Here is a 15,247-nt window from a genome sequence, read left to right as displayed (position 1 = left end):
AATTCCTCGATAGAATCTGCCCTACAGCTAGGATCGGCGAGTCCTGAACGGGCTTTCATGATGCAGCGCATCAATGGCGTAAGCGCTGCAGAATTCCTTCTAGCTGATCAAGGTCGCCGAACTCGATCAGCACCTTGCCCGCCCCTCGTTTATTGGCTCGTATCGCCACCTGCGCACCAAGCAGATCAGCCAGTTCGTCCTGCAGACGCAGCACATCGCGATCCGGCCTGCTCGATGTGGTGACTTCTTTTGGTGGGTTGAGGACACACTGAACCAGGCGCTCGGTTTCGCGTACCGACAAGCCTTTCTGTGCCACCCGCTGCGCTAACTGAACCTGCTGCGCACCCGCCAACGGGAGGAGCGCACGCGCATGCCCCATATCGATTTCCCCGCGCATCAGGAGTTCCTGTGCTGGTGCGGCCAACTGCAGCAGACGCAGCAGATTCGACGCTGCCGGTCGTGATCGTCCTACGGCATCGGCTGCTTGCTGATGGGTCATCGAGAACTCATCGATCAATCGTTGCAGACCAAGCGCTTCTTCAATCGGGTTGAGATCCTCGCGCTGGATATTCTCGATCAGCGCCATGGCCAGCGCGGCCTCGTCCGGGATGATCCGGATCAAGGTAGACACCTCGGTCAGGCCGGCCATCTGTGCCGCTCGCCAGCGCCTTTCGCCAGCAATGATCTCGTAACGGTCGTCACTGACCGGCCGTACGAGAATCGGCTGCATCAACCCCTGCACCCTGATCGAGGCGGCCAGTTCTTCGAGCGAGGCGCTGTCCATACGCGTGCGCGGCTGATACTTGCCAGGCTGGAGTCGGCCGACCGGCAATGTCCTTTGCTGTTCCCTGCTCTGAGCGTCATTATCAGCAAGCAGGGCATCAAGGCCACGCCCCAGTCCTTTCAGTTTCATGGCTCCACTCCAGCCCCGGCAAGCGCCGCGGTCACCCTGCCGGCGCTGCCGGCGTACCGATCGAGAACCTCCTGCGCCAGCAAGAGATATGCTTGTGCGCCCTTCGAGCCACGGTCGAATGCAATCACTGGCTTGCCATAGGACGGAGCCTCGGCCAAGCGTACATTACGCGGAACGATCGTCCGATAAACCTTCGAACCGAAATGACGTTCAAGTTCGCGGGAAACCTGTTGGGTCAGCGTCGAACGCGGGTCGTACATGGTCCGCAACAGCCCCTCGATCTCGAGCACCGGATTCAATTTGGCTCGCACCTTCTTCAATGTCGCCACCAAGTCCGTCAGGCCTTCCAACGCGTAGTACTCACATTGCATCGGGATCATCACGGTATCGGCAGCGACCAGTCCGTTGACGGTCAGCAGGTTCAGTGCGGGCGGACAATCCATCACGATGAAGTCATAGTCGCCACGGATGTCGGCAAGTGCGTCGCGCAGCCGATACTCGCGCTTTCCGAGATTGATCAGATCGATCTCGGCACCCGCAAGTTCGCGATTCGCGGGCATCAGGTCGAAGCCGAATTCAGTACGCAGGCTGGTGCCACGCATCGTCGAGCGACCGATCAGAATCTGATAGACCGTCGACAGAGCGTCGCTCCTGACGACACCGCAACCGGTCGTGGCGTTGGCCTGCGGATCAAGATCGATCAGCAACACGCGCTGGCCGATTTCGGCGAGACAGGCCGTGAGGTTGACGGCCGTCGTCGTCTTGCCAACGCCGCCTTTTTGGTTGGTTACCGCGAGTATTCTTGCCAAATCGACTCCCTCCTCAATGCTGCGCCTGACTGCTGCTCATGATTACCAGGTGCCGTTCACCGGTGATGCCCGGCACCTTCAAGCGATGCACTGCGTCCACGACCACATCAACCGACAGATTTGCCATTTCGTCCTGCGGCCGAAGGCCTTTCATGGCCAGCCAATGACCCCCCGTTTGCAACAGGTGACGCGACAGTCTCACGAACTCGCCGAGATCGGAAAATGCGCGTGCGCTGATCGCTGAGAAACTGGCCACGGGCCTGTACGCTTCAACACGGCCACAGTGTACGGCAATATTCACCAACCCAAGCTCAATCGCCACCTGTTGCAGAAAGGCCGTCTTTTTCGCATTGCTGTCCAGCAGGACCACCCCCAGTTCCGGGCGGGCGATGGCCAGCGGGATACCGGGCATGCCGCCACCGCTGCCCACGTCGAGTAGTGTCTTCCCCTCGATAAAGGGCAGGATCGCCAGCGAATCGAGCAAGTGATGGCTAACCGCCAGCGACGGATCTTTCAGGCCGGTCAGACGATAGGTCTTATTCCACTTGTCGAGCAGGGTCACGTAAGCGAGCAGCTTATTCTGTGCGGCGTGCGAAAGATCGATCCCCAGGACATGCAGTCCCTGCGCGAGTTCCGTGGCCGGCGTCATGAACCACAACCGGCGATTCGCTGGCGCTGCGCATTCAGTTGTGCACGCTTCAAATGCACCAGCAGGATCGAGACGGCCGCCGGGGTCACTCCCTGAATGCGGGAAGCCTGCCCCAGAGTCTGTGGACGATGCAGAACGAGCTTTTGCTGAACCTCCCTGGACAAGCCCGTAATGCTGCAAAAGTCGAAATCGTCGGGAAAGAACGTTTCCTCGTTGGCCAGATGCTTGTTCACATCATCCCGTTGACGTTCGATGTAGCCCTGATACTTGGCTTGGTTCTCGACCTGTTCGATGACCTGTGGATCGCGCAGACCCGTGTCCACCGAAACATCGCCCAAGCACAACGTCATCAAAGCAGAGTAACTCACGTCCGGGCGGCGCAGCAGATCATGCAGGTTGTATTCGTGCTCCAGAGGCTTGCCGAAGATCCTGCTCGTGTCTTCATCTGCAAGCTTTGCCGGCTGTACCCAGGTCGACTTCAGGCGCTCCTGCTCGCGTACGATCGCCTCCCTCTTCTCGCAAAATACTGCCCAACGCTGCTCGCCCACCAGCCCCAAACGATGGCCTTGTTCGGTCAGACGCAGGTCGGCATTGTCCTCACGCAGTGACAAGCGGTACTCCGCGCGACTGGTAAACATCCGGTAAGGCTCTGAGACGCCACGAGTGATCAGATCGTCGGCCAGAACGCCCAGGTAGGCCTCGTCCCGACGAGGTGTCCAGGGCTCCTTTTCCTGCACCTGCAGGGCGGCGTTGATACCGGCCAGCAGGCCTTGCGCCGCAGCTTCCTCGTAACCGGTGGTACCGTTGATCTGACCGGCGAAGAAAAGACCACGCAAAGCCTTCGTTTCCAGTGAGCTGCGCAGGCCGCGCGGATCAAAGTAATCATATTCGATGGCGTAGCCGGGGCGCAGGATGTGGCAGTTCCCGAGACCGCGCATCGAGCGGACGATGGCCAACTGGACATCAAAAGGCAGACTGGTCGAAATCCCATTCGGGTAAATCTCGTGGGTTGTCAAGCCTTCCGGCTCAAGAAAGACCTGATGGCTTTCCTTAGCCGAAAAACGATGAATCTTGTCTTCGATCGACGGGCAATAGCGCGGACCTATACCTTCGATCACACCGGTGTACATCGGAGATCGGTCGAGGTTCTCCCGGATGATCGCATGCGTCCGAGCGTTGGTGCTGGTCACCCAGCACGGCAACTGTCGTGGATGCTGGGCAGCGTCGCCAAGAAACGAGAAAACTGGCAAGGGATGGTCCGAACATTGCTCAGTCAAGGTCGAGAAATCGATGGTCTTGCCATCCAGCCGTGGCGGTGTGCCGGTCTTGAGCCTGCCGGCCGGCAATTGTAATTCGCGCAGGCGGGCGGCCAGCGAAACCGACGGTGGATCACCCATACGGCCACCGCTATGATTGGACAAACCCACGTGAATCCGGCCGTTCAGGAAGGTGCCAGCCGTAAGGACTACGGTTCGCGCGGAGAAGCGCACTCCCAACTGGGTCACGACACCTGCAACATGGTCGCCTTCGAGGATCAGGTCATCACATGCCTGCGCAAAGATCACCAGATTTGGCTGGTTTTCGAGGCGACGGCGGATCGCCTGCCGGTACAGCACGCGATCTGCCTGCGCACGCGTCGCGCGCACCGCCGGACCCTTGCTCGCATTGAGAATCCGGAACTGGATGCCGGACTCGTCGGTAGCCTCGGCCATCGCCCCGCCCAGAGCATCAATCTCCTTGACCAGATGCCCCTTGCCGATGCCACCGATCGACGGGTTGCAGCTCATCGCGCCGAGTGTCTCCAGGTTGTGCGTCAGCAGCAAGGTCCTGATGCCCATCCGCGCGGCAGCGAGCGACGCTTCCGTGCCGGCATGGCCACCCCCTACAACAATGACCTCGAAACGCTCAGGAAATAACATGGGCCGTCGCCATTTGTAGCATGCGGAAGACTCTGGAAAAGATCGGCATTTTACGGCAATTTGTTGAAAGGCCGGCCAAATAGCCTTGGACTATGGCTTGAATTACCAGAATTAATTGGAACAATTCTAGCGACTCCACTATGATCCAGCCGTCGCTTGTTTTCATTCACCGAACTCGAAGGAGAGCTCAAGATGTCACTGATCAACACTGAAATCAAACCGTTCAAAACCACTGCTTTTCACAACGGCAAGTTTGGTCCTGTATCCGACGCCGACCTGAAGGGCAAATGGTCTGTCGTGGTCTTCTACCCGGCTGACTTCACCTTCGTCTGTCCGACCGAACTGGGTGATCTGGCTGACGAGTACGAGTCATTCCAGAAGATCGGCGTCGAAGTATACGCGGTATCTACCGACACGCATTTTACACACAAGGCCTGGCACGACGCTTCCGAGACCATCAAGAAGATCCGGTATCCGATGCTCGGCGACCCGACCGGCACCATCACCCGCAATTTCGACGTGATGATCGAAGAAGAAGGCCTGGCGCTGCGCGGCACCTTCGTGATCAATCCCGAAGGCATCATCAAGGTCTGCGAGATCCACGACCTCGGCATTGGTCGTGACGCCAAGGAACTGTTGCGCAAAGTTCAGGCCGCCCAGTACGTCGCCAGCCACCCGGGTGAAGTCTGCCCGGCCAAGTGGACGCCGGGTGACGCCACGTTGGCCCCGTCGCTGGACCTAGTCGGCAAGATTTAAGAACCGTGTGAGCCACGCGGCAGGGGGCTGCTTTCCCTGCCGTGATTCGGGGTCTCAGTGCAAAGGGGCCGCTGCTTGGCGGCCCCTTTGCAATGCCACTCACCAGGGACAAGACGCATGTTAGACGCAAACATCCAGACTCAACTGCGGGCATATCTTGAAAAAATCCAGCATCCGATCGAACTGGTCGGCACGCTCGATGGCAGCAACAAGGCACAAGAGATGCTGGCCCTGCTGCAGGACATCGCCTCCCTTTCAGACAAGGTCAGCGTCCGGCAAGATGGCAATTCAGCGCGCAGGCCCTCCTTCTCGGTCGGTCGGCCCGGCGAACCCGCGCGGATCAGCTTTGCCGGCATCCCGGTGGGACATGAATTCACTTCGTTGATTCTGGCCCTGCTGCAAACCGGCGGCCACCCGCCAAAAATCGAAGCCAGCGTAATCGCGGAGATTCGCTCCATTCCCGGGCAGTTCCATTTTGAAACCTTCATTTCGCTGTCGTGCCACAACTGCCCGGATGTCGTGCAGGCGCTCAACCTGATGGCGGTGCAGAACCCGGGCATCAGTCACCAGATGATCGACGGTGGGCTGTTTCAGGACGAAGTGACTGAACGCCAGATCATGGGCGTGCCAACGGTTTTCCTGAATGGCGAACCTTTCGGGCAGGGTCGCATGACGCTCGAGGAAATCATCGGCAAAATCGATACCGGCGCCTTGCAGCGCGAGGCGGAAAAGGTCTCGGCGCGCGCACCCTTCGACGTGCTGATCGTCGGCGGCGGCCCGGCCGGCGCCGCTGCAGCGATCTACGCAGCCCGCAAAGGCATTCGTACCGGCGTGGTCAGCGAGCGTTTCGGTGGACAGGTGCTCGATACCCTGGCGATCGAGAACTTCATCTCGGTAAAGGAGACTGATGGTCCGCGACTCGCCGCCGGGCTCGAGGAACACGTCAAGGAGTACGATGTGGACATCATCAATCTGCAGCGCGCCGAAGCCCTGCTGCCGGACAGTGAAGGCGGCCTGACCGAAGTCCGTCTGGCCAGCGGCGCCAGGCTCAGGAGCAAGACGGTGATCATCGCCACCGGGGCACGCTGGCGCGAGATGAATGTTCCCGGCGAGAAGCGGTATCGCGGCCATGGCGTCGCCTACTGTCCGCACTGCGACGGACCGCTGTTCAAGGGCAAGCGGGTGGCCGTGATCGGTGGCGGCAACTCCGGCGTCGAAGCGGCGATCGACCTCGCCGGTGTTGTCGGCCAGGTCACCCTCCTCGAATTCGAAGCCATCTTGCGTGCCGACGCCATATTGCAGAAAAAGCTTTTCAGTCTGCCCAACGTGAAGGTGATCACCCAGGCCTTGAGCACCGAAATCACCGGCGATGGCCAGAAGGTCAACGGCCTCTTGTACACTGATCGTGCCAGCGGTGAGTCGCAGCGCCTCGACATCGAAGGGGTGTTTGTACAGATCGGCCTGCTCCCCAACAGCGAGTGGCTCAGGGACACCATCGCCCTCTCTCGGCACGGCGAGATCGAGGTCGATGCGCGCTGCGAAACCTCGCTGCCTGGCGTCTTCGCCGCTGGTGACGTCACCACGGTTCCTTACAAGCAGATCGTCATCGCCATGGGCGAAGGCTCGAAAGCCGCACTCAGCGCCTTCGACCACCTGATTCGCCGCTCGCTTTCCTGAAGGAAGGTTCTGCCATCAGCACCTGCGGGTGCTGATGGCCAGAAGGGACCCTTCTGACGGCTTGATCACCAGACCACGCTCAGGTAAGGTTCAAGCCATGAAGATCCCCGAGACGACTGCGGACCTGCAGCAAACCCTCGGCAAGGAAATGTCGAGCAAGCGGGCACTGCTGATTGATCGCTATCCGAACGCCCGCACTTCGCTGCGCATGATGCTTTCGGCGATGGGTGTTGGCCTCATAGACAATGCCGGCACCTCGGCCGACGTCTTCCGGCAACTCAGGGCGCACCGTTTCGACATCATCCTCTCCGACTACCTGCTCGAGGACGAGCGCGACAGCCAGCAACTGCTCGAAGAGTTGCGCGCACAACAGCTCCTGCCACGGTCTACCGTATTCATCGTGATCACCAGTGAACGCGCCTATCACAACGTCGTCTCGGTGGCCGAACTGGCGCCGGATGACTACCTGGTCAAGCCCTTTACCGCCCACGAACTGAACGTACGTCTGGCGCGCGCGCTCCACAGGAAGCGCTTCTTTGCGCAACTCTACGAGCACCTCGACAACGGTGCTTACGTTGAAGCGCTGGGAACCTGTGAACGTCTGATCAGACAGGACAGCGGCTTTCGGTTTGACGCCCTGCGGTTCAAGGGAGAGATACTCAATACGCTGGGCAGCCATGCCGAAGCGCAGCGCGTCTACCAGCAGGTGCTGGCACAGCGGGCCGTCCCCTGGGCCCGCATGGGCTTGGCCATGGCGCTGCGAGGACAACAACAAATGTCCGAGGCAGAAGCATTCGGGCAATCACTCATCGACGACTTCCCCGAATTTATTGCGGCCTACGATTTTCTCGCCGAAGTGCAGGAGGAAGTGGGCAAGCTTCCGGAAGCCCAGGAAGTGTTGCAGCGAGCAGCGATGATTTCACCCAACAACTCGGCACGACAACGCATGGTTGGCGACGTGGCGGCACGTAACCAGGATCTCCAGGCCGCCGAAAGAGCCTACGGCAAGGTGCTCCAGCGTCGCCGCAACTCGTCACTGAGGGACATTGACGACTACACCAATCTTTCACGGGTGATGCTCGACCGTGGTCATACCACTGCTGCCCGCTTGGTCACCGAAGAACTCCGCCGTGACTGGCGGGGCAACCAGCAAGGCGAATTTGCTGCGCTGGTCATGGAAAGCCTGTGTGCAAACAAGGAGGGCGAACCCGCCAAGGCCAAGCGGGCAGTGGAAAAGGCGCTCATCCTGCATGAAGCCTTGAAAGACGAAGGCCGTAGTGCAGCGGTTTCGGAGAAACTAGCACTCGACCTGGCACACGCCTGTCTCGTCACTGGCGACGAGAAAAACGCACGCGAGATCGTCCGCAGGATCGCCGCCGAAAACCATGAAAACCGCATCATGATCGCCCAGGTCCAGAGCATCTACGCCAAAACCGGCAAGGCCGCAGATGGTCAGGCGCTGCTCGCACAGGTCGGTCGAGAAATCGTCGAACTCAATAACCGCGGCGTTCTGGCCGCCCGCCGCGGCGATGTCGAAGGCTCGGTGAAGTTGTTGATGGAGGCCGCGGAACGGGTACCCAATCTGCAGTTTCTGGTCAATGCCACGAAGGCGATTTTCACCCTGCTGGAACGGAAAGGCTGGGATCCTGTGCTCGCCAGGCGAGGCATTCGTTTCCTGCAACTGGCACAGGCCAGGGAAATGCGCAACCCGAAGGTGGTTTCGGCGCGCGAGCTGTACCAGCGCGTCGCACGCAAATACGGCGTCGCCACGGTTCCGTTCAACGCTTCGAGAACGTTGCGCGGCAAGGGTAGCTTCCCATAGTCATTCCAATCGAATGGTGTCGATCGCGAATTTGATAATCAGGACGCTCACCACGCACAAGAACCCCTTCCTGATGAAACCGCTGCCATGGCGTATCGCAAGATGCGTGCCGAGGAACGAACCGAGCACGTTGCAGCTCGCCATAATCAACGCCAGCAAAGGTAGAAAGTGGCCGTGCGGAATGAAAAAGCCCAGCGCGGCGATATTGGTGGCAACATTGACGACTTTCGACGCTGCCGAGGCGTGCAAGAAATCAAATCCAAAAAGACGGACAAATAGAAAAATCAGGAAACTGCCGGTCCCGGGTCCAAAAAAACCATCGTAGAAACCGATCGCACCGCCCAGAATCAGGGCATAGGCGAACTCTTGCCCACCTTTGTGCCGAGGCTGATGAATCGCCCCAAAATCGCGCCGAAAAAAAGTGTAAGCGGCCGCTCCGACAAGCAACCCCAGGATCAGCGGACGCAACATCGCCGGATGCAGCCAGGTGACGGCCATGGCGCCGGCATAGGAGCAGGCAAACGCCGCCAGAGCGGCCGGCAATGTCGTTCGCCAGGGCATCTCGACACGGCGTGCGTAGCGCCAGGCTGCATTGCTGGTGCCGAATACACTCGAAAACTTGTTGGTCCCGAAGAGAGTCGCCGGCATTTCCTGCGGCAACGCGTTGAACAACGCCGGGATCTGGATCAGCCCACCACCACCAACCACGGCATCGAGCAGGCCAGCGAACAGAGCGGCCACTGCCAGGCCGGCCAGCAGCGAGTAGTCAGGGGCCGCCATCGCGGCTCAGCTCTGCGCGACGAAGAAGAGGCGTTTGAACGGAAACAGCACGTGTCCATCAGGCTGCCGCAGATAGGTGGTGCGCAGCCGTTCTCGATAGATAGCCAGAAAGCGCTCGGCTGCCGCCGAGTCGAGGCGTGCCAGATAAGGCACCAGCGTGCTACCTTTCATCCACTCGAAAACCGCATCGTCACCGCTGAGCAACTGCCAATAGGTAGTCTCCCAGAGTTCCAGGTGACGACAATGCGGTGTCAATAGCTGCTGGTATTCGGCAGCCGACAAGACGCAACCCATGCGGACGCCGCCAAGCACCTCGCGCCACTCGGTCTTGGCAGCCAGTTCGCGCAGAATTCGATGTGAGGGAGCATTGAAATTGGCCGGCATCTGCACCGCAAGCATGCCACCCTTAACGAGTTGGCCGAGCAACTGTGGCAGCAGCTGCAGGTGATCGTCTAGCCAGTGCAGTACCGCATTCGAGAAAATCAGGTCAGGAGGGAAGTCGGCCTGCCAGCTGGAAATTTCCGCTCGCCGCCAGTCGATCATTGGCGCCGTCGCAGCGGCTTTAGCCAGCATCGCCGAATCACTGTCGACACCGATGATCTGTGCGCTCGGCCAGCGTTCGGCCAATAGCTGCGTGATGTTGCCGGCCCCACAGCCGAGATCGACGATGCGGCTTGCCGACTTGCCGTCAAGCCGGGCCAAGAGATCCCGAGCCGGTCTTTGCCGGGCGGCAGCGAATTTCAGGTATTGCTCGGGGTTCCAATTCATCTTGATTTACAAGGAAAGGGCGCGTCGGAGCCCGTCATCAACAGAAGCCAACAGGCTCGGCGGTACGCGTCCAATCCTCTCTGTGAGAAATGCCTTGTCGACGGTGATGATGGGAGAGACGTTCACCACTGACGGTTTGGCGATCCCTGTGCCGCACGCCGGCAAGCGCACCTTGCCTGAGGCTTCTGCCAGCCGTAGATGGAGGTGATGATAGCGGCGATTACAGTGCTAATCCGGCTGATGTTGAAACTATTGGCAGAGATGATCAGGCACGGCCTGCAGTACACAGACTCCGAACCCGATGGCTCGGGCAGAGAGGCCCACCAAACCTCCCCGCGTTGTATTACCACTTCTCACGGGAAATGGACCGTGATTGAATTACGACTAGTTCGTTATCTAGTGACGACTCTTCCCCGTCCTGGCCGTACACTTTGTTGAGCTTGGAAGTGATGTCATCTTCGCTGTGTTGCTCAAGGAGCGAGACCAGTGCTCGCGCATAAAATTGACTACGTGAGACTCCTAGCCGGACTGCGAGCTTCTCGGCTGATTGGAACACTGGATCGGGGATTGAAACGGCGGTCTTCATGTGCCAAGTATAACCGCGGTCATGCTTTCGTCAACCGCCGACTCCGCGAGGGCCAATCGGGATAGGAGAAAGCCTGGCGGCCTCCCGCTCCCACACCACCTGACGAACGGGTCACGTATCCGGCGGTTCGATGAAGCCAATTTCTACCGAGGCGTCAGGCTCAATAGTCCCATTTGTTCGAAGAACCGCAAGGATAGCGCGCTCGACCAGGTCGGCGTCTGCAACACCGGCAATGGAGCGTGTGCGGACTGGCAAATGTTACATGCTTCACGCACGCCAGCTGCCAGAGCCACGCAACACTCAAGACCTGTCTGCGAAAACCAGAAGTTGGACAAAAAGCTGAATCTTCATGTTCGCCTCCGGAGGGAGTGAGGTGAACTCGGAACCCATGCGCACAATTCCGTTCGCAGGCTTGCGATTCAGAATCTTGGCGTAAACGTCGCGCGCTTGATAGGCCACTATCGGCAAGTCAAGGCTGAGTTTGATTTCGCAATAAATCGGCAGTTGGCATTCCAGTTCAAGCAGAGCGCCGTGGTAGCCAAGATCGAGAATCGTGCCTGGGCGAATTTCGGGAAAGACGATACCGTTTTCGATGATCTGGTAACCAAACGGCAGTTTGACCCGGATGCGGTGAGAACGACGTTTCTCCTTGCGCGGAACATTGAAACCCAGCGAAGGAATGCCAATCAATTCGCGCAGGCTCACGGGTACCGGCTTCCCCTTGAGATAAATGTCGATCGGACCTCTGGTGTCGACGAAGTCCTGGCAACGCTCATAGGTGCTCTGACTGATCAGGACCTGACCGCGCAAACTGAGAGCCTCGATGCGCGACGCCAGATTGACTTCATTGCCAATGACGGTGTACTCATGATAGAGGTCTGATCCCAGCGTGCCCACAAGCACCTCGCCGGTGTTGATGCCGATGCCCATGTACAGTTCCGGCCATCCCTGATCCCGGTGCGCCTGGTTGAGGGCATCCATCGTGATCTGCATTTCGACAGCGCAAGTGAGTGCTCGCTGAACATCGTCAGTACGCCGCACTGGCGCGCCGAACAGCGCCATGATCGAATCCCCCATGAATTTGTCTATGGTTCCCTGATACTTGAAAATGATCTCGCTCATCCTGACGAGGCAGGGATTGAGAATCTTGATGACATTACCCGCCGGTTGATTGGCGACCATTGCCGTAAACCCGCGCAGGTCGGCGAACAGAATGGTGACCTCGCGGCTCAGAAACTCCCGCCCGAGATGCGCAGGAGGAGAGCGCGTGTCGAGTTCATTGAGCAAGGTCTCGACCTCTGCTTGGGCTGGGCCGCTGAGCGTCCTTCCGGTATCTCTCGCAATGATGCCGTGCAGACATTGCAGCACACGCTGTACCGAACTAAGTCTCATATCCTGAGGAGGATACGATGCGTCAACCACGCATCGTTCTTTTGCAGAGGGTCATGCTTGCGCAGGCACATCATGTTTTATCCAAGGCCAACTCATGTTTTATCCACGGCCAACATGAGGTATTATGACATACAAATCGATGTTGCGACAATGAATATTGATGTGGCAGGACATGTCCGGTTGTATGCGTCTTCAATGATGCGGCGTATCGCTTCCAATAAGATTGAGCGATACGATATCGGCGACGAACCCGGAAGCAGCACCTTCGTCCAGGCAAGCCGCTCCCCGGCGCTTCTGGCGTTCATCTGGAGGGGATGGGTAGGCGCTCGACTTCAAGAACCCGACCGCGGCCCTGCTCGGCAAGCAACAGATGGCCCGGTGCCAGCGACAGAACGGTTTGCCCCGAATGCAGACCGCTCAGGATGGTCTGCAACGATCCGGTCCTGTCGAGCAGCAGCAGGCGTGCCCGATGCGTGGCATCTTCGGTGATCCACAGCCCTTCATCGTTGCACATCAGAAAACCCGGCGCGTTGAGCTGTTCGAGGACCAGCACGTCGGCGCCGTCTGCCTGCCACCGCTTGACCCAGCGTTTTCCCTTTTCAGCGTAGAACAACTGCCCGTCGGGACAAATCGCGACGCCCTCCGCCTCGCTGAGACCGCTGCGCAAGACAGTCAACACCCTGGTGAGCGGGTCGAAGCGCAACAGACGCCCGTCACCCTTCCGATCTTCGACGGCGTACAGAGACTGGCCATCAGTGGCGAGACCTTCGACACTTCGACCCTGGAATAAGGTGTCCATTTGGCCGCCATGCAACCAGAGCACCGGTAGATCGCCTTCTTCCTGACTGATCACGATGCCCTCTCGAAACGCCACCAGCCCGTCTGGCTTGGACAGCCCGACCACTATCTGGGTCAGGCTGGCATCGGCTGCACGGCTGAACAGAATGCCGCGCCCATTGCCGAGTTCCTTGCTGATGTATAAGGCACCCTCCCGGTCTTTCGCTAGGGCGCTGACATGCGGAATTCCGTCGAGGTAAACCCGGAATGACCAGCCATCCGCGACCGTCACCGGGGCGAAATGCTGCCATCCAAAGAAGCCGCCGAGTAGCACGGCCAGCAGCGCTGTCAGCCATAGCCCCTGCTTCCTACATGTCGACGAAAACGGCGTGGCAGTCATTCTATTCATCGGAGGTGTCGTATTGGATCCTGCCACGATAGTGGACAGCTGACTGCATGCGTTTTCCTCTCCGAACATGCGCCCCGAGAGGGATCGGAGCGTATCCTAAGCCATGGGATCCTGCATACGCAGGCTGAATTGAGCCTTAAACCGCGCTTGCCGATGCACACCGCAGCCAGTCTCTTCAAGTCAAGTCAAGTCAAGTGCCGAACTGTAGCGCCGCCAAGCGAGCATACAAGCCGCAGCGCTCGACCAGCGACGCGTGCGTGCCAACCTCGATGACCCGACCCTGGTCAAGAACGATGATCCGGTCGGCGCGTTGCACGGTGGCCAGGCGATGCGCAATGACGATGGTCGTTCGCCCGGCCATCGCGGCTTCGAGCGCGGCCTGCACGACGCGTTCGCTTTCGGCGTCGAGGCTGCTGGTTGCTTCGTCGAGCAATAACAGTGGCGCGTTCTTCAATATCGCACGCGCAATGGCGATGCGCTGGCGCTGGCCGCCGGACAGGCGGACACCGCGTTCACCGACGAAAGTGGCGTAGCCGCCGGGCAGCCGCTGCACGAATTCATCGACGAAGGCAGCGCGCGCAGCGGCATAGGTTTCCTCATCGGAGGCGACAGGTTTGCCGTAGCGGATGTTGTCGGCAATGCTGCCCGAGAAGATCACCGCCTCCTGTGGCACCACCGCGATGCGCGCGCGCAACTCGGCCAGGCGCGCACGCCGCAGGTCGATGCCATCAATCCGGACAGACCCCGCATCAACGTCGTAGAAACGTTGCAGCAATTGGAAGAGGGTCGTCTTGCCGGCGCCCGAAGGGCCGACCAGGGCAACCGTCTGTCCGGCCTCGATGGTGAAATCGAGCCCTTGCAACACCACTTGTGCCGGGCGTGACGGGTAGGCGAAGCGTACCCCGCAGAAGCTCACCTGCAGGCCTGCCGCGGCTGCCGGCAGGGCGATGGGTCGCGCCGGCTCGGTGATCGGCGAGCGTGCACCGAGCAGTTCCATCAACCTTTCAGTGGCCCCCGAAGCGCGCAGCAGATCGCCCCACACCTCGGCCAGCACCGCCACGCTGCCGGCGACAACCATTACATAGAGCGCCGTCTGGCTCAGTTGGCCAGCACTGATCTGGCCGGCAAGTACCGCCTGGACGCCGCCGTACATGCCGTAGAGCAGTGAGGCAAAGACGCCGATGATGACGAAGGCGGTGAGCAGCGAGCGCGTACCGCTGCGGCGGATCGAGGTGGCAAAGGCCTGTTCGTTGGCAGCCGCAAAGCGTATCGTCTCGGCGCTTTCCTGGGTGTAGCTCTGGACCACAGGAATGGCATTGAGGATTTCGCCGGCGATGCCACTGGTATCGGCAATGCGATCCTGGCTGGCACGCGAGAGCTTGCGCACGCGACGAGCGATGAGCGCCGCCGGCAACACCACCAGCACGATGATCACCGCCACCGTCAGCATCAGCCGCGGCGTCGTGGTAACCAGCATGGCCAACCCGCCAACCAGCAACACCAGGTTGCGCAGGCCCATGCTGATGCTCGAACCAACGGCGCTGTGAATCACCGTCGTGTCGGTGGTCAACCGCGACAGCACTTCACCAGTCTTCAGGGTCTCGAAGAACTGCGGACTCTGCCGCAGCACATGCGCATAGACCGCCTGCCGCAAATCGGTGGTCACCCGCTCGCCGATCCAGCTCACCATGTAGAAACGTGCGGCGGTCGCCAGCCCGAGTACTACCGCGACGGCGAACAAAACGATGAAATGGTCGCGAATTGCCGGCAGTCGAGCGTCGAGCGACCAGCCAGCCGGCGCCGCGAGACCGCCGTCGACCAGCAGTTTCACGGCGTAGGGCAGCGCCAGCGTCGCGCTGGCGGCGAGCAGCAGGAACACCAAGGCCAGTGCGACCTGCCCACGGTAGCGGGCCACGTAGGGCAGCAGCGTGCGCAGCGGCCGCAGTTTGCGTGCCGGTCGCAGTGGTTGCGCGCCGTCGTCGGTTGACGT

Annotated in this window: 12 protein-coding genes and 1 pseudogene; 3 read left to right on the top strand and 10 right to left on the bottom strand. The window is 59.8% G+C overall.

Annotated elements, in window-relative coordinates; translation table 11 throughout:
* Positions 1-70: 70 nt before the first annotated feature.
* The 4 genes from AW06_RS00780 to mnmG are packed head-to-tail and all read right to left on the bottom strand — an operon-like array spanning position 71 to position 4,290.
* Positions 71-913, bottom strand: a complete 843-nt coding sequence (locus AW06_RS00780) for a ParB/RepB/Spo0J family partition protein (RefSeq protein ID WP_034944008.1) — start codon at positions 911-913, stop codon at positions 71-73.
* Positions 910-1,722 carry an AAA family ATPase gene (locus AW06_RS00775; RefSeq protein WP_034944006.1) on the bottom strand — a complete coding sequence of 271 codons (813 nt, stop codon included), beginning with the start codon at positions 1,720-1,722 and terminating at the stop codon, positions 910-912. The genes AW06_RS00780 and AW06_RS00775 overlap by 4 nt, the downstream gene beginning before the upstream one ends.
* Before the next feature lie 13 nt (positions 1,723-1,735).
* On the bottom strand, positions 1,736-2,371 hold the full coding sequence (gene rsmG, locus AW06_RS00770; RefSeq protein ID WP_034944003.1) for a 16S rRNA (guanine(527)-N(7))-methyltransferase RsmG: 636 nt from the start codon (positions 2,369-2,371) through the stop codon (positions 1,736-1,738).
* The gene (mnmG, locus tag AW06_RS00765; RefSeq protein ID WP_034944001.1) at positions 2,368-4,290 is read right to left on the bottom strand and encodes a tRNA uridine-5-carboxymethylaminomethyl(34) synthesis enzyme MnmG; all 1,923 of its coding nucleotides are present in this window, start codon (positions 4,288-4,290) and stop codon (positions 2,368-2,370) included. Before mnmG ends, rsmG begins: the two co-directional genes overlap by 4 nt.
* A 192-nt stretch (positions 4,291-4,482) precedes the next feature.
* On the opposite strand from mnmG, the gene ahpC reads away from it, so the two are divergent.
* The 3 genes from ahpC to AW06_RS00750 all read left to right on the top strand — a co-directional run bounded on the left by ahpC (position 4,483) and on the right by AW06_RS00750 (position 8,545).
* Entirely contained in the window at positions 4,483-5,046 is a 564-nt protein-coding gene (gene ahpC, locus AW06_RS00760; RefSeq protein WP_034943999.1) for an alkyl hydroperoxide reductase subunit C, read from the top strand.
* A 117-nt stretch (positions 5,047-5,163) separates the two neighbouring features.
* Positions 5,164-6,723, top strand: coding sequence for an alkyl hydroperoxide reductase subunit F (ahpF, locus tag AW06_RS00755; RefSeq protein ID WP_034943997.1), 1,560 nt, complete (start codon positions 5,164-5,166; stop codon positions 6,721-6,723).
* A gap of 97 nt (positions 6,724-6,820) precedes the next feature.
* Entirely contained in the window at positions 6,821-8,545 is a 1,725-nt protein-coding gene (locus AW06_RS00750; protein WP_034943995.1) for a response regulator, read from the top strand.
* Here AW06_RS00750 and AW06_RS00745 read toward each other — a convergent pair whose 3' ends face one another.
* The 6 genes and pseudogenes from AW06_RS00745 to AW06_RS00720 form a co-directional block, all read right to left on the bottom strand.
* Entirely contained in the window at positions 8,546-9,325 is a 780-nt protein-coding gene (locus AW06_RS00745; RefSeq protein ID WP_034943993.1) for a TSUP family transporter, read from the bottom strand.
* Between the two features lie 6 nt (positions 9,326-9,331).
* A complete protein-coding gene (locus tag AW06_RS00740; RefSeq protein ID WP_034943990.1) occupies positions 9,332-10,093 on the bottom strand; it encodes a methyltransferase domain-containing protein in 762 nt (253 codons plus the stop codon).
* 6 nt (positions 10,094-10,099) lie between these two features.
* A pseudogene (locus AW06_RS19595) lies at positions 10,100-10,443 on the bottom strand (type II toxin-antitoxin system PemK/MazF family toxin).
* A 536-nt stretch (positions 10,444-10,979) separates the two neighbouring features.
* Positions 10,980-12,071 carry an adenylate/guanylate cyclase domain-containing protein gene (locus AW06_RS00730; RefSeq protein ID WP_034943984.1) on the bottom strand — a complete coding sequence of 364 codons (1,092 nt, stop codon included), beginning with the start codon at positions 12,069-12,071 and terminating at the stop codon, positions 10,980-10,982.
* A 301-nt stretch (positions 12,072-12,372) separates the two neighbouring features.
* A complete protein-coding gene (locus tag AW06_RS00725; protein ID WP_273704262.1) occupies positions 12,373-13,257 on the bottom strand; it encodes a hypothetical protein in 885 nt (294 codons plus the stop codon).
* Positions 13,258-13,447: 190 nt separating this feature from the next.
* Complete coding sequence (locus AW06_RS00720) at positions 13,448-15,172, bottom strand: ABC transporter transmembrane domain-containing protein (RefSeq protein ID WP_273704261.1); 1,725 nt, start codon at positions 15,170-15,172, stop codon at positions 13,448-13,450.
* Positions 15,173-15,247: the final 75 nt, after the last annotated feature.

It is taken from the genome of Candidatus Accumulibacter cognatus (assembly GCF_000584975.1).
Classification (GTDB): domain Bacteria; phylum Pseudomonadota; class Gammaproteobacteria; order Burkholderiales; family Rhodocyclaceae; genus Accumulibacter; species Accumulibacter cognatus.
The sequence above is the reverse complement of the archived record's forward strand: the minus strand, read 5'-3'. Positions and strand labels throughout refer to the sequence as shown.